The sequence below is a fragment of the Enterobacter sp. BNK-34 genome (assembly GCF_048684445.1).
GTDB lineage: Bacteria > Pseudomonadota > Gammaproteobacteria > Enterobacterales > Enterobacteriaceae > Enterobacter > Enterobacter pseudoroggenkampii.
Genome location: NZ_JBLQUA010000001.1, coordinates 1203013 through 1226135, shown reverse-complemented (window position 1 = coordinate 1226135; position 23123 = coordinate 1203013). Strand labels below are relative to the sequence as shown.

Annotated in this window: 23 protein-coding genes; 8 read left to right on the top strand and 15 right to left on the bottom strand. The window is 59.1% G+C overall.

Features of this window, described 5'->3' with window-relative positions; genetic code table 11:
• Nucleotides 1-129: 129 nt before the first annotated feature.
• On the top strand, nt 130-1035 hold the full coding sequence (locus ACMGG5_RS06135) for a DMT family transporter (protein WP_023333969.1): 906 nt from the start codon (nt 130-132) through the stop codon (nt 1033-1035).
• A gap of 48 nt (nt 1036-1083) precedes the next feature.
• Here ACMGG5_RS06135 and nepI read toward each other — a convergent pair whose 3' ends face one another.
• Both nepI and ACMGG5_RS06125 read right to left on the bottom strand, forming a co-directional pair.
• Nucleotides 1084-2274: a purine ribonucleoside efflux pump NepI gene (nepI, locus tag ACMGG5_RS06130; RefSeq protein ID WP_048992754.1), complete on the bottom strand. Its 1191-nt coding sequence runs from the start codon at nt 2272-2274 to the stop codon at nt 1084-1086.
• Between the two features lie 102 nt (nt 2275-2376).
• Complete coding sequence (locus tag ACMGG5_RS06125) at nt 2377-2829, bottom strand: DUF1198 domain-containing protein (protein WP_024907368.1); 453 nt, start codon at nt 2827-2829, stop codon at nt 2377-2379.
• Nucleotides 2830-3026: 197 nt separating this feature from the next.
• Between ACMGG5_RS06125 and ACMGG5_RS06120 the strand changes: the two genes are divergently transcribed.
• Complete coding sequence (locus ACMGG5_RS06120; RefSeq protein WP_407820905.1) at nt 3027-3827, top strand: MBL fold metallo-hydrolase; 801 nt, start codon at nt 3027-3029, stop codon at nt 3825-3827.
• A gap of 63 nt (nt 3828-3890) precedes the next feature.
• On the opposite strand, the gene uhpT is transcribed toward ACMGG5_RS06120, so the two are convergent.
• From uhpT to ivbL, 7 genes are all read right to left on the bottom strand, one after another.
• The gene (gene uhpT / locus ACMGG5_RS06115) at nt 3891-5282 is read right to left on the bottom strand and encodes a hexose-6-phosphate:phosphate antiporter (RefSeq protein ID WP_023309834.1); all 1392 of its coding nucleotides are present in this window, start codon (nt 5280-5282) and stop codon (nt 3891-3893) included.
• A 132-nt stretch (nt 5283-5414) separates the two neighbouring features.
• On the bottom strand, nt 5415-6725 hold the full coding sequence (locus tag ACMGG5_RS06110) for an MFS transporter (protein ID WP_420277605.1): 1311 nt from the start codon (nt 6723-6725) through the stop codon (nt 5415-5417).
• Nucleotides 6718-8223 carry a signal transduction histidine-protein kinase/phosphatase UhpB gene (gene uhpB, locus ACMGG5_RS06105; RefSeq protein WP_061716250.1) on the bottom strand — a complete coding sequence of 502 codons (1506 nt, stop codon included), beginning with the start codon at nt 8221-8223 and terminating at the stop codon, nt 6718-6720. The genes ACMGG5_RS06110 and uhpB overlap by 8 nt, the downstream gene beginning before the upstream one ends.
• Nucleotides 8220-8813, bottom strand: coding sequence for a transcriptional regulator UhpA (gene uhpA, locus ACMGG5_RS06100; protein ID WP_024907372.1), 594 nt, complete (start codon nt 8811-8813; stop codon nt 8220-8222). The genes uhpB and uhpA overlap by 4 nt, the downstream gene beginning before the upstream one ends.
• Before the next feature lie 82 nt (nt 8814-8895).
• The gene (gene ilvN, locus ACMGG5_RS06095) at nt 8896-9183 is read right to left on the bottom strand and encodes an acetolactate synthase small subunit (RefSeq protein ID WP_008500144.1); all 288 of its coding nucleotides are present in this window, start codon (nt 9181-9183) and stop codon (nt 8896-8898) included.
• Nucleotides 9184-9186: 3 nt separating this feature from the next.
• Nucleotides 9187-10875, bottom strand: coding sequence for an acetolactate synthase large subunit (gene ilvB, locus ACMGG5_RS06090; RefSeq protein WP_267215353.1), 1689 nt, complete (start codon nt 10873-10875; stop codon nt 9187-9189).
• Nucleotides 10876-10981: 106 nt separating this feature from the next.
• Nucleotides 10982-11080: an ilvB operon leader peptide IvbL gene (ivbL, locus tag ACMGG5_RS06085; protein ID WP_057979964.1), complete on the bottom strand. Its 99-nt coding sequence runs from the start codon at nt 11078-11080 to the stop codon at nt 10982-10984.
• A 521-nt stretch (nt 11081-11601) separates the two neighbouring features.
• Here ivbL and tisB point away from each other — a divergent pair.
• The 4 genes from tisB (at nt 11602) to emrD (ending at nt 14458) form a co-directional block, all read left to right on the top strand.
• Nucleotides 11602-11691 (top strand): type I toxin-antitoxin system toxin TisB, encoded by a 90-nt coding sequence (gene tisB / locus ACMGG5_RS06080; protein ID WP_023309830.1) that lies wholly within the window; start codon nt 11602-11604, stop codon nt 11689-11691.
• Between the two features lie 64 nt (nt 11692-11755).
• Entirely contained in the window at nt 11756-12202 is a 447-nt protein-coding gene (locus tag ACMGG5_RS06075; protein ID WP_025910712.1) for a GNAT family N-acetyltransferase, read from the top strand.
• A gap of 62 nt (nt 12203-12264) precedes the next feature.
• Nucleotides 12265-13098: an EamA family transporter gene (locus ACMGG5_RS06070; protein WP_032648548.1), complete on the top strand. Its 834-nt coding sequence runs from the start codon at nt 12265-12267 to the stop codon at nt 13096-13098.
• 175 nt (nt 13099-13273) lie between these two features.
• Nucleotides 13274-14458, top strand: a complete 1185-nt coding sequence (emrD, locus tag ACMGG5_RS06065; RefSeq protein WP_032648550.1) for a multidrug efflux MFS transporter EmrD — start codon at nt 13274-13276, stop codon at nt 14456-14458.
• On the opposite strand, the gene ACMGG5_RS06060 is transcribed toward emrD, so the two are convergent.
• Both ACMGG5_RS06060 and dsdC read right to left on the bottom strand, forming a co-directional pair.
• Entirely contained in the window at nt 14361-15449 is a 1089-nt protein-coding gene (locus tag ACMGG5_RS06060; RefSeq protein ID WP_048992742.1) for a cellulase family glycosylhydrolase, read from the bottom strand. The genes emrD and ACMGG5_RS06060 overlap by 98 nt on opposite strands.
• 84 nt (nt 15450-15533) lie before the next feature.
• Complete coding sequence (dsdC, locus tag ACMGG5_RS06055) at nt 15534-16460, bottom strand: DNA-binding transcriptional regulator DsdC (protein ID WP_024907380.1); 927 nt, start codon at nt 16458-16460, stop codon at nt 15534-15536.
• 204 nt (nt 16461-16664) lie between these two features.
• On the opposite strand from dsdC, the gene dsdX reads away from it, so the two are divergent.
• Nucleotides 16665-18002 (top strand): D-serine transporter DsdX, encoded by a 1338-nt coding sequence (gene dsdX / locus ACMGG5_RS06050; RefSeq protein WP_420277604.1) that lies wholly within the window; start codon nt 16665-16667, stop codon nt 18000-18002.
• Between the two features lie 17 nt (nt 18003-18019).
• Complete coding sequence (gene dsdA, locus ACMGG5_RS06045; RefSeq protein ID WP_090420301.1) at nt 18020-19306, top strand: D-serine ammonia-lyase; 1287 nt, start codon at nt 18020-18022, stop codon at nt 19304-19306.
• 35 nt (nt 19307-19341) lie between these two features.
• Here dsdA and ACMGG5_RS06040 read toward each other — a convergent pair whose 3' ends face one another.
• The 4 genes from ACMGG5_RS06040 to ACMGG5_RS06025 all read right to left on the bottom strand — a co-directional run bounded on the left by ACMGG5_RS06040 (nt 19342) and on the right by ACMGG5_RS06025 (nt 23060).
• Nucleotides 19342-19689, bottom strand: a complete 348-nt coding sequence (locus ACMGG5_RS06040) for a DUF202 domain-containing protein (RefSeq protein WP_248273194.1) — start codon at nt 19687-19689, stop codon at nt 19342-19344.
• On the bottom strand, nt 19679-20026 hold the full coding sequence (locus tag ACMGG5_RS06035) for a YidH family protein (protein WP_024907384.1): 348 nt from the start codon (nt 20024-20026) through the stop codon (nt 19679-19681). The genes ACMGG5_RS06040 and ACMGG5_RS06035 overlap by 11 nt, the downstream gene beginning before the upstream one ends.
• A 92-nt stretch (nt 20027-20118) precedes the next feature.
• The gene (locus ACMGG5_RS06030) at nt 20119-21441 is read right to left on the bottom strand and encodes a 6-phospho-alpha-glucosidase (protein WP_267217683.1); all 1323 of its coding nucleotides are present in this window, start codon (nt 21439-21441) and stop codon (nt 20119-20121) included.
• Nucleotides 21438-23060 carry an alpha-glucoside-specific PTS transporter subunit IIBC gene (locus tag ACMGG5_RS06025; protein WP_024907386.1) on the bottom strand — a complete coding sequence of 541 codons (1623 nt, stop codon included), beginning with the start codon at nt 23058-23060 and terminating at the stop codon, nt 21438-21440. The genes ACMGG5_RS06030 and ACMGG5_RS06025 overlap by 4 nt, the downstream gene beginning before the upstream one ends.
• Between the last annotated feature and the right edge of the window lie 63 nt (nt 23061-23123).

Here is a 23123-nt window from a genome sequence, read left to right as displayed (position 1 = left end):
CGCCGTTTGTTTCGCCCGGCGGCGCTGCGCTTGCACGGGCCTACAAGGTTTTGTAGGCCGGGTAAGCGTAGCGCCACCCGGCAAGATCCCATGTTATGCTACAAAAAAACCAACATAACAGGGGAGAAAATGGGTTCCACACGTAAAGGGATGCTGAACGTTCTGATCGCCGCCGTTTTATGGGGCAGTTCCGGCGTTTGCGCGCAGTACATCATGGAGAAAAGCCACATTTCTTCGCCTTACCTGACCATGGTTCGCCTGCTGTTTACCGGCGTGATCCTGCTGACGCTCTCCTTCGTTCACGGCGACAAGATTTTCTCGGTCATCAAACATCGCAAAGACGCCCTCAGCCTGCTGATATTCTCACTTGTCGGCGCGCTCACCGTGCAGCTCACCTTCCTGCTGACGATTGAAAAATCCAACGCAGCGACCGCTACCGTGCTGCAGTTTCTGTCACCGACCATCATTGTGGCGTGGTTTGCCCTGGCGCGGAAAAAGCGTCCCGGCGTGTTTGTGCTGTCGGCCATCATGACGTCGCTAGTTGGCACCTTCCTGTTGGTGACCCACGGCGACCCAACCTCGCTCTCCATCTCGCCTGCCGCACTGTTCTTCGGTATCGCCTCGGCGTTTGCCGCCGCGTTTTATACGACGTACCCGTCAACGCTTATCGCCCGCTACGGTACGCTGCCGATTGTCGGCTGGAGCATGTTGATTGCCGGGTTAATGTTGACGCCGTTCTACGCCGGGCGCGGGACGACCTTCGTGATTGACGGCAGCCTGCTGCTGGCGTTTTTCTATCTGGTTGTGATCGGCACGGCGCTGACGTTCAGCCTGTATCTGAAAGGCGCGCAGATGATTGGCGGGCCGAAGGCGAGCATTCTGAGCTGTGCCGAACCGCTGAGCAGCGCGTTGCTGTCGGTGATTTTGCTGGGCGTGGCGTTCACCCTGCCGGACTGGCTGGGAACGCTGCTGATTGTGTCGTCGGTGGTGCTGATTTCGATGGATTCGCGTAGAAGGGTTAAGGCATCGGCGTAGCCTGATGCCCTCACCCCAACCCTCTCCCACGGGAGAGGGAGAAAAACACTACTTCGCTTTAACCTTCCCTGCCACCAGCAGCGCCGTCAGCAGCATCAGCGTACCGGAAATCACCAGCGGTGACGTCAGCCCCAGATGGTCGAGCGCCACGCCGCCAATGGCCGCACCGCAGGTGTTTGCCAGCTGGATCACCGCCACCTGAATCGACCCGGCTTTTTCCGCCTGATCGGCAAGCGAGCGGGTGATCCACGTCGACCAGCCCACCGGCACCAGCGCGAAGGCAAAGCCCCAGATAATCGCAATCGCCGACGCGACCCACTTATCGCTGCCCCACAGCACCAGCACCGTGGCGCTCACTGCCAGCACCAGCGGCGCACCCGCCAGCGCCACCTTCAGGGAGCGCTTCAGGAACTGTGACGACAGCGACGTGCCGACAAAGCTGGCGATACCGAAGCTCAGGAGCACCAGCGTCAGGCCGTCGACGTCAAAGCCCGCCATGGTCATATACACCGGGCGTATATAGGTGAAGAAGGCAAACTGCCCGGCAAAGGACATAAAGATCGCAGTCATCCCTGCCAGCACGCCGGGGCGCTTCAGCAGGCTGAACATGTTCTGCTTATGATGCGCCGCTTCGCCCGGCAGGGACGGCAGCGCCTTCCACACCCAGATAATGCAGAGCAGGCCCATCACTGCCGCCGCGTTGAAGACGTTACGCCAGCCGATGATCCCGCCCAGGAAACTGCCCAGCGGCGCGGCAATCACCAGCGCGATAGAAACCGCACCGAAGATAACGGAAAGCGCTTTTGGCACCGTACGCGCGGGCACCAGGCGCATGGTGAGCGAGGCCGACATCGCCCAGAAGCCGCCTAATCCCAGCCCCAGACAGGCGCGCCCGAGCAGCAGCAGGGTGAAGCTTTCCGCGAAGGAGACCAGCAGGCAGGAGAGCGTCAGTAGCACGCTGAACAGGATGACCACTTTACGGCGGTCGATGGTGCCAATCACCTGGGTGATAAACAGGCTGGCGAACATCGCCACGAAGGCGGTGACGGTAACGGACTGACCCGCCACGCCCTCGGAAATGCCCAGATCCTGCGCCATCGGCGTCAGCAGGCTGACCGGCAGAAACTCAACGGTAATCAGGCAGGCGACGCAGAACGCCACGGCGAAGACGGCCGACCAGTTGGGGCGTGAAACCTCGTTGGTCTGCGGTCTGGTCGTGGGCTGGATATGTTCTGTCATGGCATCACCTGAAGATAAAAACGTGCGGAAAAGTCGCGCAGTTTATCATCAAAAGTGTGACGAATTTAACGTTTAGACAACTTTTGTCGTTTTTACAGGGGATCAGTGCAGATAAAACACGCCCTCTTCCGGCAGGAAGAGCTGGTTATAGCGCAGCTGGAAGGCGTTCAGCTCCTGCGGATCGGGTTCCATCTCGCGCATAAAGCCAAGCGCGAGACGAATTTGTGCATCGGTGATAGGCGCAGCCAGGCGGGCTTTACGCAGCAGGCGGTGCCACGTGTGCAGGTTCTCTTCACTACCGTCGACAATGCAGACCTGCCAGATGAGCAGCACCTGCGCCGCGTTTTGCAGATGCGCTTCGTCCGGGCGCTCAAGGTAGCGGATAAACTCATTGCCCGACGTTTTACCAAACTGATCGATCATCGACTCGACCGGCATCGGGGTGATGCCCAGACGCTCGCTTAAACGTTTGATGGCGCGGCGGGAATCTGAGGTCAGGACGCGAAATCCCACCACAAACACCACGGCAAGCGTTGCCAGCATTATCCAGACCATGCGTTCTCCTTAGACTAGCCGCTCATCATAGCGGGAAACGCACGGCGTCGACAGCGGGTAGAAGCATAATAGTGAATGGAAAAGTGCTGGAAAAACGGCAGGAAAGTCGTTTTAGTTTTTATGGGGACGATTATATATACACGGTGTATGGTCAATGCCTGGCGGTAACGAATCTTCACTTCAGGGAAAGAGCGAACATGTCCATAACAATCAGTGTCCTGCTGGAGAACAGACCTAATCCCGGCGCTAAAAATTTACTGCGAGCTAAAGCAGGACTCAGCCTGTTTATACAGGATGAAAATGATTCCATTCTGTTTGATACCGGTCCGGATGATAGCTTCATACATAACGCAGCTCTGATGGGAGTCGATTTGACCTGCCTGACCGCAGCTGTACTTTCTCACGGGCACTATGACCATTGCGGCGGCGTTCCGTGGTTACCGGATAATTGCCGGATCGTCTGCCATCCCCACGTGGCCTGCGAGCGCTACTCGGCAATACAGTTTTCAGGGTATACCGCCAGATTAAAAAAGTTGTCGCTGAAAAATGATTATTCACACTATCGCATGGAATACAGCAGCACCCCGCTCCAGATTGGGAAGCGCTTTATATGGTCAGGGGAGATCCCTGTCGCCAAACCGCACGCATACGGTGTTATCGGTAGTAAAAATGCGGATGTGGATTATGTGAAAGATGAAGGGGTTCTAATTTATAAATCTGACCGTGGCCTGGTCATTTTTATCGGCTGTGGGCACCGAGGTCTGATCGATATTGTGCGTCACTGTCAGAGAATAACCGGCATCAACCATATTCATGCAATTTTCGGTGGTTTCCATCTTCGCTGTGCGTCACCGCGTAAGCTCTGGGCACTCAGGCAGTTTCTGCACGGCCTACAACCCGACAAAATAATGGGCTGCCATTGTACGGGTAAATGGGGCAATTTGTGGTTGCCGGACGCGGTTACCCCGGCAACAGGGGATATTTTTGTTCTGGGGTAGGTCTTAACTCAGCTAATAAAAAAGCCCGGCATCACACACCGGGCAAAGAAGTTACCTGCACACTCAGGCTGTTTTTAATTTCTGCGCACGATTCTCACGGCGAATTTTACGTTCTTCCAGCACCGCGACCATCGCCATCAGGACGATACAGCCAATCGCTGCTGCATCCAGCGCCGCGAAGGTGCCCGCCCAGCCGGTGAGGCCGAAAATCGGCGTGCCGTCAGCAATCATCCCCAGACCCAGCTTGGCGAAGCTGTCGCCGATCAGGTAGGCGAAGGTGCCCTTAATCCCATCGGCGGCGCCGATCGCTTTTTTCGGGACGAAGCCCACTGCTGCCACGCCAATCAGCAGCTGCGGACCAAACACCAGGAAGCCGAGCGCGAACAGTGACGCCAGGTAAACGTACTGGTTGCTGGCGTGCTGGTAGACGCCGAGCGTGGCGATAATCAGTGCCAGCGCGACGCAGGCCACCAGCGCGCGACGGCCGTTGGCGAGGTCGGAGAGCCAGCCCCACAGCAGGGTACCAACCAGCGCGCCCACTTCGAACAGGGTGAAGCCCTGAATCGCCACCTCTTTAGAGAGCTTCAGCTCCTGGAAGGCGTACACGGTGGACCACTGGTCGATGCCGATGCGCACCACGTAGAGGAAGATGTTCGAGAAGCACAGCAGCCAGATCACTTTGTTTTTCAGCACATACTCAACAAAGATCTGCCATTTGGACATCTCGTTTTCTTCGGTCTCTTTGTCCTCTTCGCTGATCTCCTCGCCAAACAGCTCTTCGGCTTTGCCGAGGCCGTACGATTCCGGGGAGTCACTACCGTAGCGCAGGCCGATAAAGCCGACAATCAGGGCGATAATCGACGGGAAGATAAACATGCCGATCACGTGGCCGTCGAACAGGTAGTTCGCGCCAAACAGCGCCACGCCAGCCGCACCGGCACCGCCGAGGTTGTGGGAGATGTTCCACATGCCGAGGTACGAACCACGCTTGCGGCGCGGGGTCCATTTGGTGATGGTGGAGTAGCTGCACGACCCGCCGGTACTCTGGAAGAAACCGCTCAGGGCGTAGAAGGCGATCATCAGGAACAGGCTAACGGACCCTGCGCCCATGCTGGCGCTGAAGCCAAGCATACAGATGGCGGAGAGGATCAGCATAAACGGCAGGAACTGCTTGGTGTTTTTGCCATCCGCGTAGTAGGACACGACGGTTTTACCCACGCCGTAGGTGATGGAGAAGCCCAGGCCAATCATCCCCAGCTGCGTCATGCTCAGCCCGTAGGTGGAGATCATGTCGTTCTGCGCGATGTTAAAGTTTTTGCGGATCAGGTACATGGTCAGGTAGCCGATGAAGACCACCAGATAAGACTGCATGAACGGTTTGAACCACATTTTGCGCCGCACGTCGAGCGGCAGATCCAGGGTCGGCTTGCGCACCTGATTTAAGAAGGCCAGCATGACTGAGTTACTCCTGAGCTGATTTTTGCAGCATTGTAAAAACCAGCCGGGAGAGATGCCTGAGACAGCGTCCAGGTGAAACCGGGAAAATTTCTTAGTTTTGCGCCACTCGGCAGCAAAAGGTGAGGCGCGTCACGCTTCGCGCGGCGCCTGCGCGTTCAAAAACGGCAGCAGCAGCAGGGCGGAGATCCCCGCCGCGATGGCGATCACCGCGAAGAATCCGCTCCAGTGCCAGATGTCGATCACCCGCGCCAGCGGCCAGCCGGAGAGCGATGCGCCAAGGTAAGCAAACAGCCCGACAAAGCCCGTCGCCGCGCCTGCCGCCTCTTTGTGCGAGCACTCTGCCGCCGCCATGCCGATCAGCATCTGCGGGCCGAACACGAAGAAGCCGGTGGTGAAGAAGCACGCCGCCTGCATCACGTAGCTGGCAAACGGCATCAGCCACAGCGAGCCAACGGAGAGCAAAATCCCGGCGGCGAAGATCAGGTTCATCGGGCCGCGGTTGCCGTTGAACAGCTTGTCCGAGCCCCAGCCCGCCACCAGCGCGCCGATAAACCCGCCCAGCTCGAACATCGTCACCGCCGAGTTGGCGGTCACCAGGTCCACGCCGAGCATCTCGGACATGTACAGATTGCCCCAGTCGTTGATGGCCGCACGCACCACGTAAACCAGTACGTAGCAGAGCGACAGCAGCCAGATATACGGGTTTTTCAGCACATATTTGGTGAGGATCTCTTTGCGCGTCAGCCCCGCCCCCTCCTGCTGTTGCGCCATTTCCATCTCGTCGTGCCGCCAGTCGCCCACCGCGGGCAAGCCAACGGTTTGCGGCCTGTCGCGCAGGCGCCAGCAGAGGAACAGCCCGGCGACAATCGCGAGGCCGCCGGCAATCATCATCCCCGCGCGCCAGCCGTAGTGCAGCGCTGCGGCACCCACCACCATCGGGATCAGCGCCCCGCCGACATTATGCGCGGTGTTCCAGATTGCCCACCAGCCGCCGCGCTCGTTGCGCGAATACCAGGCGGTGAGCAGGCGGGCGCAGACCGGCGCGCCCCAGCCCTGGAAAAAGGCGTTCAGTGCCCACAGCAGGGCGAAGGCCCAGAGCGAAGTGGAGAAGCCAAACAGAATGTTGACCACGCCGGTGGCGATCAGCCCAACGCCCATAAAATAGCGCGCGTTAGAGCGGTCGCTGACGATGCCGGAGAAGAACTTCGACAGGCCGTAGGTGATGTAAAACAGCGTCGCCAGCAGGCCGATATCGGTGCGCGTCATCACGCCGCTGGCGAGGATCTCCGGCGCGGCGGCGTTGAAGCTTTTGCGGGTAAAGTAGAAAAGCGCGTAGCCGAGCCAGATAGCGATCAGAATATGGCGACGCCAGTAGCGGTAGCGGGCGTCGATTTCCGCTTTGTTACCTATCGGTGCGGCGTTCGCGGGGGTCTTAAACATGGTGGCTCCTTAGCGGCAGGCTGACGCTGACGCGCGTCCCGTGGGTGCAGGAGAGGTTCAGCGTGCCGCCGAGCGCCTTCACGCGCTCGCGCATGCCCGCCAGGCCAAAGCCCTGCTGGCCGGAGCCCGGCGGCAGGCCGCAGCCGTCGTCTTCAATTACCAGCATCAGGCGTTCGTCCTGCTCCCAGCCCTGGATCGTGACCGCGCTGGCACTGGCGTGTTTGACGATATTGTTCAGCCCCTCCTGACAGACGCGGAACAGCGTCACGCGCTGGCCTTCGCTCAGGACAGATTCGTTAATTCGCCAGTCGAGATGGCTGACAATGCCGCGGCTTTCCAGCTCCATCTCGCGCATCAGGGAACGCACCGCCTGCTCCAGCGACAGGTCGTCGAGCTGGCGCGGACGCAGCCTGCCGAGGAGGCGTCGCACCGAGTCATACACGCCCAGCGAAAGCTGCTCGATATGCGCTCCGCCCTGCTTCACGCCCGCATTTTCCGCCGCCAGACGCTGGACAATGCCCGCCTGGGTGCGGATGGCGGTGATCGTCTGGCCGATATCATCGTGCAGCTCGCGGGCGACCTCCTGCCGCACGCTCTCTTCGGTCTCCAGCAGGCGTTCAGCCAGACGCCGGTTGCGCGCCAGCTCGGTTTGCAGGGACTGGTTCAGCTCGCGCAGGCGCTGAATGCCCGCGCCGAGCAGCAGCCCGGTCAGGCTCTGGGCCAGCAGGGAAAGCAGCAGGTCCACCGGATGGTCGTGCCAGGTCTGGCTGGCAATCAGCGCGATGGCGTTCATTAGGGTGGCGATCAGCGCCCCCTGCCAGCCGTAGTGCCAGGCCAGGGCGATAATCGGCAGCGCAAGGCAAAATGGGGTAAAGCGTGAAAGCTCGGCAGGTAGACCCAGCTGAAGCCACAGGCTCACCACGAACAGCAGCAGATACCAGATGAGATGCCGGGCGCGCCAGTTCACCGGTTGGGAAACCAGCGCCGGGCCGAGCGGCTGCCAGACGGTACTGGTGAGGTAATGCCAGATAACGAGGCAGGTCGGCGCGAGGGTCAGGCCGCCTGTCAGGGTCAGCAGCAGCGCGTTGAGCATCTCCTTATCACCCGCCCACGGCAGGGACTGCAGCAGCGCGGCGGCAATCAGCGCCGCCCCCTGTCGCAGCAGCGTGCGCCAGTCGCGCTGGTGACGGTAGCGGGAAATGAGGGCAACAGGGAGCAGCGTGAGCAGGCTTCCGGTCATCAATAATGGCAGGTGCACCAGAGCGACTTCCTGCGCCAGCCAGACCAGCAGCAGCCACTCTGCGCCCAGCAAAACCGGCCAGTATCCGCGCGGGCACTGGAGCATGAGCCCCAGTCGCAGGCCGAAGGGAAACAGCAGCACCGCCAGCTCGGGGCGTTCCACCAGGTGCAGGCTGATGCTCCATAAGCAGAACCATGCGGCGGAGAAGATAAAAAAGCTGGCAACGACGGCGATCAGCCGCGAAAAGACGGGACTCATTGCCAGCTGTCGAACATGCGGCGCGCCAGCTCGACGTCGTTGCTGACGTTAAGTTTTTCCATCAGGTTGGCGCGGTGAACGTGTACGGTTTTCGGGGACAGTTCCAGCTCGGCGGCAATCTCTTTTACCGACATTCCCTGCGCGAGTTTTTCCGCAACCTGGCGCTCGCGTCTGGTGAGCGGATCCTGACGTCCGGCCGCCAGCTTGATGGCGATATCCGGCGTCAGGTAGCAGCCGCCGGTGGAGACGGTGCGCACGGCGGCAATCAGCTCGTCCGGGCTACAGCGTTTGGAGAGAAACCCGCGCGCCCCCGCGTTGAGCGCCTGCTCGACCAGCGCCGGGCTGTCGTGGACCGAGAGCATAATCGTCGACATCCCTTTCGGCAGCTGGCTTAACAGCTCCAGCCCGGAGAGATCCGGCATCGAAATGTCGCAGATACAGACCTGCACCCCGCGCCCCGGCAGGCCCGCCAGCGCCTCGCGACCGGAGCCAAACTCGGCCACGACCTGGAAATCTGGTTCGAGGTTGAGAAGCTGGGCAAAGCCAGAGCGGACGATAAGGTGGTCGTCGATAAGGGCGATGGTGGTCATGTGTCTTCCTGCGGTCTGAAAACGCCGGATGGCGCTGCGCTTATCCGGCCTACAAGAGCGAAAGACGCTTACCTTAAGCGATCTATTCGAAAAACACCGCAATTTTGTTAAACATGGTGGGATCGGACTGGTTACGCGCCACGTTGGTGACATCTTCCAGCTTGTCGATCTGCGCCATCATCTGCTCCAGACGCTGGTCATCGTTGACCAGTAGCCAGATGCGACTGTGCTCGCTGCCCTGAATCGGCAGACAGAGAATGCCTTCCACGTTAAACGCCCGGCGGGCAAACAGCCCGCAGACGTGGGTCATGACGCCAGGGTGGTTGCGGACGGTGAGTTCCAGAATGACGTTATCATGTTGTTTCTGCATGGCTTATTCTCCCACCATCTCAGTATTTGCCGCACCCGGCGGCACCATCGGATACACTTTTTGTTCAGGGTCGATACGCACGTGGATCAGCGCCGGGCCGGGGCGAGAAATCGCCGCCTGCAGCGCCGCGTGGGCATCCTCTTCAGCGTTCAGATCGCAGGTGTGCAGGCCAAAACCGGCGGCAATCTGCATAAAGTTAATCATTCCCGGGTAGGTCGCCGCAAACACGCCCTGCTTGTAGAACAGGCTCTGCTGCTGATGCACCAGACCCAGCGCCTCGTTGTTCATCAGGATGATTTTCACGTCTAACTGGTTTTCGGCCGCGGTCGCCATCTCCTGAATGTTCATCATCAGGCTGCCGTCGCCGGAGAAGCAGATGACCTTGCGGTCCGGATTCGCCAGCGCCGCACCTACTGCTGCAGGCAGACCAAAGCCCATAGTACCCAGACCGCCGGAGGTCAGCCACTGGCGCGGACGGTTCAGCGGGTAGGCCTGGGCGGTCCACATCTGATGCTGACCCACGTCGGTGGTGATAATCGCACTGTCGTCCACGCAGGCGGCAACGGCGTTGATAAGACCATAGTGGCTCAGCGGGTCGCCTTCGGTTGGGATGGCGCCCGGGAACTCGCGCTGCAGATCGGCCACCAGCTGACGCCAGTCGGCGCGGTCGGTTGCGTCCGTCTGCGGGATCAGCTGCGCCAGCACTTCGGCCACGTCGCCCTGAATCGCCACGTGCGGCTGCTTGATTTTACCCAGCTCGGCGCGGTCGATATCCACGTGAATGATTTTCGCGTTCGGGCAGAACTGCTCGGTTTTGCCAATCGCCCGGTCATCAAAACGCGCGCCCATAACAATCAGCAAATCCGCCTCTTGCAGGATGTAGTTGGTGCTGCGCGCGCCGTGCATGCCCAGCATCCCCAGGGACAGCGGGTGCGCTTTTGGCAGCATGCCCAGCGCCATCAGGGTCATGGTGGTCGGCAGGTTGGCTTTTTCCGCAAACTCACGGATTTCATCCGCAGCGTTAATCGCCCCGCCGCCCAGATAGAGCACCGGACGTTTAGCGGCGTTGATCATGGCGGCAGCATCGCGCACGCTCTCAGCGCTGAATGCTGGCGCGGGGGCACGGTCGCCCGGCTCCGGCAGCACGTCGATCTCGATCTCTGCGGTCTGGACATCCTTAGGAATGTCTATCCACACCGGGCCCGGGCGGCCGGACTGGGCAATGCGGAACGCATCGCTGATAACCTGAGGAAGTTCGCTGATATCGCGAACTAAATAGTTATGTTTGGTGATGGGGATAGAGATGCCGTAGGTATCCACTTCCTGGAACGCATCGGTACCGATCATCGAGGACGGCACCTGACCGGTAATGCAGATCAGCGGAATGGAGTCGAGGCGCGCGTCGGCGATGGCGGTCACCAGGTTGGTTGCGCCCGGCCCGCTGCAGGCCATACAGACCGCCGGTTTACCCTGGGTACGCGCCATGCCCTGAGCGATAAAGCCTGCCCCCTGCTCGTGGCGTGCCAGGACGTGGCGGATCTGCGTGCTTTGGCTTAACGCATCGTACAGCGGCAGCACCGTGCCGCCGGGGATGCCCGCAACCGTGGTGATGCCCTGTCGCTCCAGCAGATGAACGATCAGCTGCGCGCCAGTAAAACGCGTCTTGTTGGATGTTGTGCCCGAACTTGCCATGCTCCAGTCCTTTTCTTCTGGGCCGACTTTCCGGGGAGGCTCTTAAACGAAAAACCCCGCCCGGTTTGCGCCGGCGGGGTTTTGGATTCGTGTGTTGATCCAGTCCCTACGGCGCATTGCCGACGACCACCACCACACGCACGACGACCACTGCGGCTGGTTGCGCAGTTTTTAGTAGGGTCGAAGTGAAGATGGATGAAGTCATTGGGGACCTGTGTTTGGAATCATTGATTGAATTTATACAAACACAGGTTTTCGGGCGTGACAATGGAAAAATTTTCATCTGCGCAAAAATGCGTCAGGGATCACGTTTCGTTTGTTGGGTGGTGAAAACAAAAAACCCCGCCGGAGCGAGGTTTTTATCAGGGTTTTGCGGTTGGTTGCCGCAGAACACACTGTGTTACGTCAACGCAAAAAGTATACGCGATCGAAGACGAACGCGCAATTCCGGCACGGATTTTGACGTTTTTGAGTATGGATCGCCTTTCGATTTTTGTCCAAAAAATACTGTTCATACATACAGTATTTATCTATACTGAGGGTGTTCGCAGTGAGCGAGGGGGCCGCAGTTCTACCGGCGCAACGAAGTCCTGGCTGAAACGGGTGGTGCCGTCAGTGCCTTAACCCCTGAAGTGAGCACACTGTGTTACGTCAATCCAGGTGCTGGCAACAGGCGGCGGAAAGGTACGCCAGCATCGTGCTCCTTTTAACCAAAAGGAGACGCGTATGAGCGTAGTGGATATGGTGATACTTATCCTCAAACTCATTGTTGCTGTACTGCAACTGCTTGATGCTGTCCTGAAATTCCTTCGGTAATTCAGGTTCAAGTCGCACCTGAGAGGGGCGGGCAACCGCCCCTCTTTAATAACGAGGGAATGCTATGTCGCGTCTGTTGATTGAGCCTGTCACACCGGATGAGCCGGGGTATATCGCCCTGAAGGCGGAAAGTATTGCACTGAATTTTAACATGCTGCGCAGGCTCGAAGAGAGCTGGCAGCGGGGTGAGAACCGCTTTAACGCGCCGGGTGAAAAGCTGTTAGGTGCGTTTCTTAACGGCAAGCTGGTGGGCGTGTGCGGCCTCAACCGCGATCCGTTCAGCCAGCAGCCGCGCGCCGGACGTATTCGCCATCTCTACGTCAGCGAGAAGTGCCGCGGGCTGGGGATTGGCAAGCAGCTTTTAACCGTCGTGATGGCCGATGCCAGCATCTGGTTTGATTTCCTCAATACCCATGCGCCGGACGCTGCCTATGGGTTTTATCGCCGGGCAGGTTTTACGCTGGTCTCGGACGAACCGCGGGTGACGCACCGCCTTTTTTGTGCGGTGTAATCGCCTGGCAGCTTCAGGATGTGAATGTTACAGTTGAGTGACAATTCACCACCCGATACGCCATGACCATCACCGTTTTCTGCATTTTGCTGTTCGCCGCACTGCTGCATGCCAGCTGGAACGCCATCGTTAAAGCCGGAACGGACAAGCTCTATTCCGCAATAAGCGTCAGCGGCTCTGCCACGGTTATCGCTCTGGTCTTACTGCCGTTTTCTCCACAGCCCTCTGCCGCAAGCTGGCCGTTTTTGATTGTTTCCTGCGCCTTGCAGGTGGTGTACACCGTGCTGGTAGCGAAAACCTATCAGGTCTCCGACATGAGCCAGACCTACCCGCTGATGCGCGGCACCGCCCCGCTGCTGGTGGCGCTGATCAGCGTGCTGGCGCTCGGCGATAGCCTTTCGTGGCTCGCCTGGTCCGGGATCGGGGTAATTTGCCTGTCGATTCTGGCGATGGCGATGAACGGGCGCACGCAGTCGCGGAAAGGGATCTGGCTGGCGCTGCTGAACGCCTGTTTTATTGCCGGATATACGCTGGTGGACGGCACCGGCGTACGGCTGTCGGACACCGCGCTGGGCTATACGCTATGGACCTTCTTTATGAACGGCTTCTGCCTGCTGAGCTGGGCGATGGTGGCGCGTCGGCGCGAGGCGTCCGGCTACCTGCGTCTGCACTGGAAAAAGGGGTTGCTCGGCGGGGTTGGCACGATGGGCTCATATGGTCTGGCGCTGTGGGCAATGACGCAGGCACCGCTGGCGGTGGTCGCGGCTCTGCGGGAAACCTCCATACTCTTTGGCGCACTGATCGCTTTTCTGCTTTTAAAAGAGAAGGTTGCAGGCCTGCGCATCGCGGCGGCGCTGGGCATTGCCGGCGGCGCCATTCTGCTGCGCCTGGCGTAAAGCACTGGCAACATTAGTTGCCGTTCTTGTTTACAAATCCTGCCTTTGCCGGTTTTTTCATTCACCAAGACAATGCTTAAATTGTCATCTCTCTGTGGTAGATTCCTCGCGCATTTATGGGAATGCGCAGTCACTTATTCTTCATTTTTCTCTTTTGGCAAAAGTATTCAGCGACATGAAAAAGCAACGGAACGTTAACTTATTGTTGATGCTGGTGTTACTGGTGGCCGTCGGTCAGATGGCGCAAACCATCTACATTCCGGCGATTGCCGACATGGCAAAGGAATTAAACGTCCGCGAGGGCGCGGTACAGAGCGTAATGGCAGCCTATCTGCTGACCTATGGCGTTTCGCAGCTCTTCTACGGCCCGCTGTCCGACCGCGTCGGGCGTCGCCCGGTGATCCTGGTGGGCATGAGCATTTTCATGGTGGCGACGGTAATTGCCATTACCACCCACAGCCTGACCGTATTGATTGCCGCCAGCGCCCTTCAGGGCGTCGGGACCGGCGTCGGCGGGGTGATGGCGCGTACCTTACCGCGCGATATGTATCAGGGTACCCAGCTGCGCCATGCCAACAGCCTGTTAAACATGGGCATTCTGGTCAGCCCGCTGCTGGCCCCGCTGATCGGCGGCCTGCTGGACACGATGTGGTCCTGGCGCGCCTGCTACGCCTTCCTGCTGGTGCTCTGCGTGATTGTCACCTTCAGCATGGCGCGCTGGATGCCCGAAACGCGCCCGCAGGACGCGCCGCGCACGAAGCTTATCACCAGCTATAAAACGCTGTTCGGCAACGGCGCGTTTACCTGCTATCTGCTGATGCTGATCGGCGGCCTGGCGGGCATTGCGGTGTTCGAAGCCTGTTCCGGCGTGCTGCTGGGCGCGGGGCTGGGCCTGAGCAGCATGGTGGTGAGTATTCTGTTTATTCTGCCGATCCCGGCGGCGTTCTTCGGCGCGTGGTTTGCCGGACGCCCGAACAAACGCTTCTCCACCCTGATGTGGCAGTCGGTGATCAGCTGTCTGCTGGCGGGTCTGATGATGTGGATCCCGGGGCTGTTTGACGTGATGTCGGTCTGGACGCTGCTCATCCCGGCAGCGCTGTTCTTCTTCGGCGCGGGGATGCTGTTCCCGCTCGCCACCAGCGGCGCGATGGAGCCGTTCCCGTTCCTCGCAGGTACGGCGGGCGCGCTGGTGGGCGGCTTGCAGAATATCGGCTCCGGCGCGCTGGCCTGGCTCTCGGCGATGATGCCGCAGACCGGGCAGGCTAGTTTGGGCCTGCTGATGACGCTGATGGGGCTTCTGATTTTACTGTGCTGGCTGCCGCTGGCGTCGCGTGTCCCGCATCACGAGCAGCCGGTTTAACCGCATGATGGCCCGGCTTCTCGCCGGGCTTTTCACAGACAGGGGCGATCATCGCCTGCAATAACGGCTCTGGCGCTGGCCGCCAGGCGCCCTCTTCTCCGTCGTAAAACTGGAAATCCGCGTTAAGCGCATACGGGATTTTCGCCTTTTGCAGCTCGCAGGCCATAAAGGTGGCGAAGGCCAGCTGCGAAGCGGTTGGCGTAAAGCGGCTTGATTCTCCCACGCCCCAGCCCCCGACCCAGCTAACGTGCCCGGTTTTTTGCTGCCAGTGCAGCGCGGCGTTGATGCGGTTATGGATAGCCGCTTTCTCCGCCGCCGTGCCGGACGTCCACGGGTATTTACCGCTATTTTTCAGCGGCCCCCACGGGAAAATATGCCACTCCGCCAGCAGGTAGTTCTGGCTGTGCGCAGGCAGCTTCAGGCTGGATAAATCCTCCGGCGCGGCACGCAGGCGCGGCGCAATAAAGATCATGCGCTGCGGGTCCATGTCGTGGATCGCTTTAATGGTTTTTTCATACACGCGGTTTAGCGACGCGAGGTTGTGGTTAAGCTTGTCGGCTGGCTCATAAATGAGATCAAAACCCAGCAGCGGGTAGCTCTGACCGAAATAGTGCGCAACGGCAATCCACCAGTTGATCGTCTCTATTTCGTTATCGGCTTTTGGGTCGTTTTTATATTCATCAGCCTGATAAGCGATTATCGGGATCACGCCATACTGCTCGCAGGCTTCCACCAGCTTGCGCAGGTGAATCAGCCGCGCTTCCGTCGGCTCATCGGCCACGCGGATGCGCACGTGAGTAATGCCTTTTGCACGAAAATCGCGGACCACCAGCGGGTCGAATTCGCGTATGCCGCGCTCGGTTCGCGCCCAGTCCACATCCATCCCGACGCCAAGCTGCTGCGCATAATGGGCAGCCGTCAGCGGCGGCTCAGCGGCAATCGCCCAGCCGGAAGAGATCAGTAATGCAGAGACAATAAAAGGCTTTAACACGGTTTACCCTGGATAAATCGAAAGCATTACCTGTATTTAGCACGCTTTTTCATATTTGGTGTAGAGCGAAAGCGTAATAATTCTTCAACCTGCCAGTTCTCTCAGCCAGCCGATAAAGGCGTCAATTTTCGGCCACTGACGGCCAGAAAGCGTCGAAATATAGTAGTGCTGATGGCATTTCAGGGTCTTTTCGCCAAACGGGGCGATCAGCTCGCCTCGTTCCAGCCGTTTCTGCACAAGCCGCTTTCTCCCCATCGCGACGCCGACGTGGTTGATGGCCGCAATAATCGCCAAATCAGAACGATCGAAACCAATACCAGACGATGGCGGCATGTTCACCGCAAAGTGCTGCGCCCAGCTCAACCACTCATCCGTACCGGAATCATTGCTCCAGGCCTGACGGTCGTGCAGCAGCGTGCAGTGGCTGAGATTATCGGGGTTTTTCAACAGTTCATGCTCACGGGCATATTGTGGTGAACAGACGGGCAAAATTTCCTCGTCCATCAGGAAGTGATGAGAGAGATGGTTAGGCGGCGTATCGTCGAAATAAAGTGCCAGATCGATACCCGTTCGCTGCATATTGACGTAATCATTGCCGGTCAGGATGGTGAGCGAAATCGACGGGTAGCGACGGGTAAAATCACCCAGCATGGGTACCAGCCAGCACTGGGCGATCGACGGCCGGGAGTAGACCGTCAGCGTACCGGACAGCGCCTGATTTTTGATATCCAGGATCTCCTGATTCAGGGTGTCGAGGGACGATTTTAGCGTCCAGTAGACGCGCTTTCCCTCCTGCGTCAGCTCGACTTTACGGTGCGAGCGGACGAACAGCTGAATGCCCAACTCCTCTTCCAGCAGGTTGATGCGGTGGCTCACCGCGCTGGGGCTAAGCGACAGTTCCTCCGCCGCCAGCGCGAAGGACTCATGCCGGGCGGCCACTTCAAAAGTGTACATTTTCGACAGCTGCCAGCCGTTTAACAGCCGGTTTCTGGCTTCATTTGCATCGGTCATCACAATTCTCACGCGTGGTTTCTGCGCTCAGCATACCGTTTAAGGGTGAATTTATGTGAACCTAATACGAATTAAGTGCGCTTTTTAGAGCGCAGTCACTCAGTTGATCCAATCTGGCTCACCTGAACGCCAATTTATATCGTTTGTCAGCCCACGCCGCTTTTTCGTCCAATATCCTCAGATGACATAAGGGTGAGGTGAGATATGGGATCTCAGGTCTGGGTTGTGGCAACGCTGCTGGTCAGCATTGTGTTGATTGTTTTAACCATCGTAAAACTGAAGTTTCACCCGTTCCTCGCGCTGCTGCTGGCGAGCTTTTTCGTCGGCGCGATGATGGGGATGAGCCCGCTGGATATGGTGAACGCCATTGAGAACGGCATTGGCGGCACGCTGGGCTTCCTGGCGGCGGTGATTGGTCTGGGCACCATTCTCGGCAAGATGATGGAGGTTTCCGGCGCAGCAGAGCGCATCGGGATCGCACTGCAGCGCTGCCGCTGGCTGTCAGCAGACGTGATTATGGTGCTGGTGGGCCTGATCTGCGGTATCACGCTGTTCGTGGAAGTGGGCGTGGTCCTGCTCATCCCGCTGGCGTTTTCCATCGCCAAAAAGACCCACACGTCGCTGCTCAAGCTGGCCATTCCGCTCTGTACCGCGCTGATGGCGGTGCACTGCGTGGTGCCGCCGCATCCTGCTGCCCTGTTTGTGACCAATAAATTAGGTGCGGACGTCGGGACGGTCATTGTCTACGGTTTGATGGTAGGCCTGATGGCCTCGCTGGTCGGCGGCCCGCTGTTCCTGAAACTGCTCGGCAATCGTCTGCCGTTTAAACCGGTTCCGGCGGAATTTTCAGACCTGAAGGTGCGGGAAGAGCACACCCTGACGTCGCTGGGCGCCACGCTGTTCACGGTGCTGCTGCCGATTGCCCTGATGCTGGTGAAGACCATCGCCGAACTGAATATGGCAAAAGAAGGCACGCTGTATACGCTGCTGGAGTTTATCGGCAACCCGATCACCGCGATGTTTATCGCCGTGTTTGTCGCCTACTACCTGCTGGGGATCCGCCAGCACATGGGCATGGGCGCGATGCTGACGCACACCGAGCACGGCTTCGGCTCTATCGCCAACATTTTGCTGATTATCGGCGCGGGCGGCGCGTTCAACGCCATCCTGAAAACCAGCGGACTGGCGGACTCACTGGCGCATATTCTCTCGAACCTGCACATGCACCCTATCCTGCTCGCCTGGCTGGTGGCGCTGGTGCTGCATGCCGCCGTTGGCTCCGCGACGGTGGCGATGATGGGGGCGACGGCGATCGTCGCGCCGATGCTGCCGCTCTACCCAAACGTCAGCCCGGAGATCATCACCATTGCCATCGGTTCCGGCGCCATTGGCTGCACGATCGTGACCGATTCCCTCTTCTGGCTGGTGAAGCAGTACTGCGGCGCGACCCTGAATGAGACCTTCAAATACTATACGACGGCGACGTTTATCGCCTCGGTGCTTGCACTTGGCGGCACATTCCTGCTTTCCTTCATTATCTGAGCGCGAAGAGACGTATTATGGAAAACGCAACTATCACTACTTTAACCGCACAGTTTCCTCTGGTTGAGGATCTGATTGCCCTGAAAGAAACCACCTGGCTTAACCCGCGTACCACCACGCTGGCGGAAGGGCTGCCCTATGTCGGGCTGACCAAAGCCGATGTGGACGACGCGCACGCTCGCCTGAAACGCTTCGCGCCGTATCTGGCGAAAGCCTTCCCGGAGACGGCGGCAACGGGCGGAATTATCGAATCCGAGCTGGTCGCCATTCCGGCAATGCAGGCGCGGCTGGAGAAAGAGTCTGGCAAATCCGTTCCCGGCACGCTGCTGCTAAAAAAAGACAGCCATCTACCGATTTCCGGCTCGATTAAAGCGCGCGGCGGTATCTATGAGGTGCTGACCCACGCGGAAAAACTGGCGCTGGAGGCCGGATTGCTGAGCGTTGAAGACGACTACAGCGTTCTGCTCGAGCCGCGCTTTAAGGACTTCTTCAGCCAGTACAGCATTGCGGTCGGCTCAACCGGCAACCTCGGGATGTCCATCGGCATTATGAGCGCCCGCATCGGCTTTAAGGTGACGGTGCATATGTCTGCCGACGCCCGCGAGTGGAAGAAAGCCAAACTGCGCAGCCACGGCGTGATCGTCGTGGAATATGAGCAGGATTACGGCGTGGCGGTGGAGCAGGGACGCAAAGCGGCAGAAAGCGATCCTAACTGTTTCTTCATTGACGATGAAAACTCCCGCACCCTGTTCCTGGGCTACGCGGTGGCAGGCGAGCGACTGAAGGCGCAGTTTGCCGCACAGGGCCGCGTGGTGGATGCGGATCATCCGCTGTTCGTCTATCTGCCGTGCGGCGTCGGCGGCGGCCCCGGCGGCGTGGCGTTTGGCCTGAAGCTGGCCTTTGGCGATAACGTCCACTGCTTCTTCGCGGAGCCGACGCACTCCCCGTGCATGCTGCTGGGTGTTTACACCGGCCTGCACGATGAGATTGCGGTGCAGGATCTGGGCATTGATAACGTTACGGCGGCGGACGGTCTGGCGGTAGGGCGCGCGTCCGGCTTCGTGGGCCGCGCGATGGAGCGCCTGCTTGACGGGTTCTATACGCTTTCCGACCAGAGCATGTACGACATGCTCGGCTGGCTGGCGCAGGAGGAAGGCATTCGGCTGGAGCCGTCCGCGCTGGCGGGCATGGCCGGGCCGCTGCGCGTGCCTTCAGATGCCAGCGTTACCCACCTGGTATGGGCGACCGGCGGCGGCATGGTGCCGGAAGACGAGATGGCGAAGTATTTAGCAAAAGGCCGCTAATCGTAGGCCCGGTAAGGCGTAGCCGCCACCGGGCTTTAAAAGCTCACAATTTGCTGAATGTGAGTCATCGCAAACAGCAGTGAGAGAGAAAGTACAGCCAGGGCAATCAGGAACTTATCCCTCACCGCCTTCGGCTGCACAAAATCGTTCTGCGCCACGTCCATCAGGTTTCGACTGCGGGTATAGCGCCATAAAATAATCGCCACCAGCGCCAGCACGACAAGCGAGATCCAGAACGGCACCCCGGTGCGGTGCCAGTTGTGCTTAATCGCCAGGGCAATCAGCGCGCCATACCCCAGAAGCGTGCGCAGCCAGGCGAGTGACGTCCGCTCCGGCTGCAGGCCGGGGTCCGCTTCGCGTCGCGCTTTGCGGCTATCCGCCATAGAACACCAGCACCATCACTACGCCCGCCACCGCCAGCAGAATCGCGCTGATGATAAGCAGCCCGCGGGTATAGGGCAGATCCTGCTTCAGACGCATCGCCTTCTCATTGCGCAGCCAGCGCAGGTAGCCGTAAATCGCCAGCACGCCCGCGAACAGGCACAGCAGCAGCGCCAGCACCTCGCGGATCAGCGGCGTGGCGAAATCGGGCGCGAGCTGATCGAGCCCCACCCCGGCGGCAAGGAATCCCAGCGCGGTGCGGATCCACGCTAAAAACGTGCGTTCATTAGCCAGCGAGAAGCGGTAGTCCGGCGCTTCGCCGAGGCGGGAAATTTTCATGAAGGTTCCTTGTCGAGCTACGGGCAGGCTTCAGCATAGCGTAAATCGACAAGGACAAGGAGACCGGCATCGGACGATGCCGGTCAGGACGATTAATGCAGCTCTGGCCAGTATTCTTTGTTGGCCTCGATCAGGTCATCCAGAATCGCCTTCGCGACGGACGCGCTCGGCACGGTTTTCGACAGGGTGATCGCCTGCCAGAGTTTCTGGTACGAGCGCTGCTCCCAGGCATCCACCACCAGTTTTTCCACCGCCACCTGCTGGCTCATCAGCCCTTTCTGGAAGTGCGGAATATCGCCCACCGTGAGCGGCTCCGGCCCGTTATGGCCCACCAGGCACGGGATCTCCACCATCGCGTCGGCATCGAAGTTATGGATAGCCCCGTTGTTGGGCACAATCAGCAGCATCCGCTCCTGGGTGTTAAAGGCAATGGCGGTCGCCAGATCGACGATGTACGACGCATGTTCGTCGATTTCCAATTCACCGGCAGAGGATTTTCCCGCCTCGATAATCGCCCGGCAGGAACTGAACACGTGCTTCTCACGGTGATCCATGACCTCATTGGCGCGGGTACGTTCCGGGTTGGAATGCGCGACCACGTAGTCCGGGAACAGGTAATACTTCAGGTAGGTGTTCGGCATGGTGTCCGGATCCAGCGCCTGCACGTCTTTTGCTTTAGCGAACGTATCGTTCCAGCTCGCTTCGGTATGCGCATCTTCTGAAGGCGGAACATAGCCCTTTTTCGCCACGTATTCACGCAGTTTCGGCATCAAATCGTTGCCGTTCAGATCTTCAATCGACGTCCACCAGCCGAAGTGGTTCAGGCCGTAGTAGCGCACGCGCATCTCTTTGCGGTCCTTCAGGCCGACAATCTGCGCCATGCGCCCTTCAATGCCGATCGGCATATCGCAGATGTTGAGGATTTTGGCGTTCGGACGCAGGCGCCGCGTGGCTTCCGCGACAATCGCCGCCGGGTTGGAGTAGTTCAGCATCCACGCGTTCGGAGAGTACTGCTCCATATAATCCACCAGCTCCAGCACGCCGCCGATAGAGCGCATGCCGTAGGAAATCCCACCCGGGCCGCAGGTTTCCTGACCCAGCACGCCGTGGCGCAGCGGGATTTTTTCATCTTTTTCGCGCATCGGGTATTTACCCACGCGGATATGTGCCATCACGAAATCGACATCGCTAAAGGCTGCTTTCGGGTCGGTGGTGTAGCTGAACTCAATCTCCGGAGCCTGTTCCTTAAGGATAATTTTGCACGCTTCGGCGATGGTCTCCTGACGCGCGCCGTCGTTGTCATAGAACTTCAGGGCGCGCAGCGGGAAACGGTCACGGTTGGCTAACAGCATCAGGACGATACCAGGCGTAAAGGTGCTGCCGCCGCCTGCAATGACAACTGAGAATTTTTTCATGATATAGCCTCTGTCAGGGTGGTTTGTTCATTCGTTAAGGGGGTTTTCATCAGCGATTCCAGCTGGTCGCGCACCTGAGGAACGTGCAGGCCGACAATCACCTGAATGCCGTTGCCGCGTCGCACCACGCCGTGGGCGCCGAGGGCTTTGAAGACGTCATCGCTTTGCGTTTTCGCCATATCGACCAGGGCGATGCGCAGGCGGGTGGCGCAGTTGTTGATGCTTTCGATGTTGGCCGCACCGCCCAGCGCCTGCAGGAATCCGGCGGCCTGCCCGACCTGCTGGCTGGCCGCGGCCGGAGCTGTGGTTTGCCCACGCGCCGCCTTATAGTCGGCCTTGCTGTAGAGCTTGATTTCGCTCTCCTCCCGGCCCGGCGTTTTCAGGTTCAGGCGCGCAATCAGCGTTTTGAAGACCACGAAGTAAATTCCGGTGAAGCAGACGCCAATGCCGATCTGGGTGAAGACCGTCGCGGCGTGGTTATGGAACATCGGGATCCAGTTTTGCGGCAGAAACTGGTCCAGCAGGCCGCCCCCCATGTTCCCGACCACGCCGAAGGTGTACATCACCGTCGCCATGGTCGCCGCCAGCACGGCGTGAACGGCAAACAGCAGCGGCGAGATAAACAGGAAGGTGAATTCGAGCGGTTCAGTAATGCCCACCAGCACGGCGGTGAGCGTGGCCGGGACCAGCAGCCCCGCGACCTTGACGCGGTTTTCCGGCGACGCGGTGTACCAGATCGCCAGCGCAATCCCGACCGAACCAAACACTTTTGAGTTACCGTGCAGGGCGAAGCCGCCTTCAGGGAAGAGGGTTTTCAGCGGCAGGGTGCTCTGGCTGAATTCCTGCAGATGCTGCGCCCAGTAGACCTGAATCCCACCCTCAACCGCCGCCGGGCCGAAGATGAACGGACCGTAGACGAAGTGGTGCAATCCGGTTGGGATCAGAATGCGTTCCAGGAAGGTATAGACCCACACGCCCAGCGCCCCGGCAGAGCGCAGGAACGCCTGTAGGGACTCAATGCCCATCTGCACTTTCGGCCAGCCCAGCAGCGTCAGCCAGGCGCAGGGGATCATGACGAAGAATGCGAGGATAACGACAAACGAGCTGCCCTGGAAAATCCCCAGAAATACCGGCAGCGGCTTGTCAAAATAGCGATTGTGGATGGCGGTGACGATGCCTGAAATCACGATGGCACCGATGATGCTGGTATCGAGCGTTTTGATGCCGGCAATCATCGCCAGCCCGCTTCCCGCCGTCGGTTCGGCGGAGAAGTCGACGCCAAAGAAGTGGCCCCAGGTCATCCCCATCGCGTTGATGAAGTAGTTCCAGGTCAGGAAGCTAATCAGCACCGCCAGGCAGGCGCGGCCCTGGGCCTGCTTCGCCAGGCCAATCGGCAGGCCGACGGCAAAAATCAGCGGCATATTGCGAAACACCGCCCAGCCGCCCTCTTCAATGATGTGAACAATCTGCGCGAAAAGATGATCGGGGGCCGTTAAGGCTTCGCCGACAAACAGCGGGTTGCGAAGCATGATGGCGATTCCCACCACGATCCCGGCGAACGGAAACAGCAACACCGGGGTAAACATGGCACCGCCAAAACGTTGTATTTGACTGAGCATTTTTAAATCCTCATGAAACAACCTGTAGGGGTAGAGGCCTTTATGGTTTTTTGCTGGCCTGAA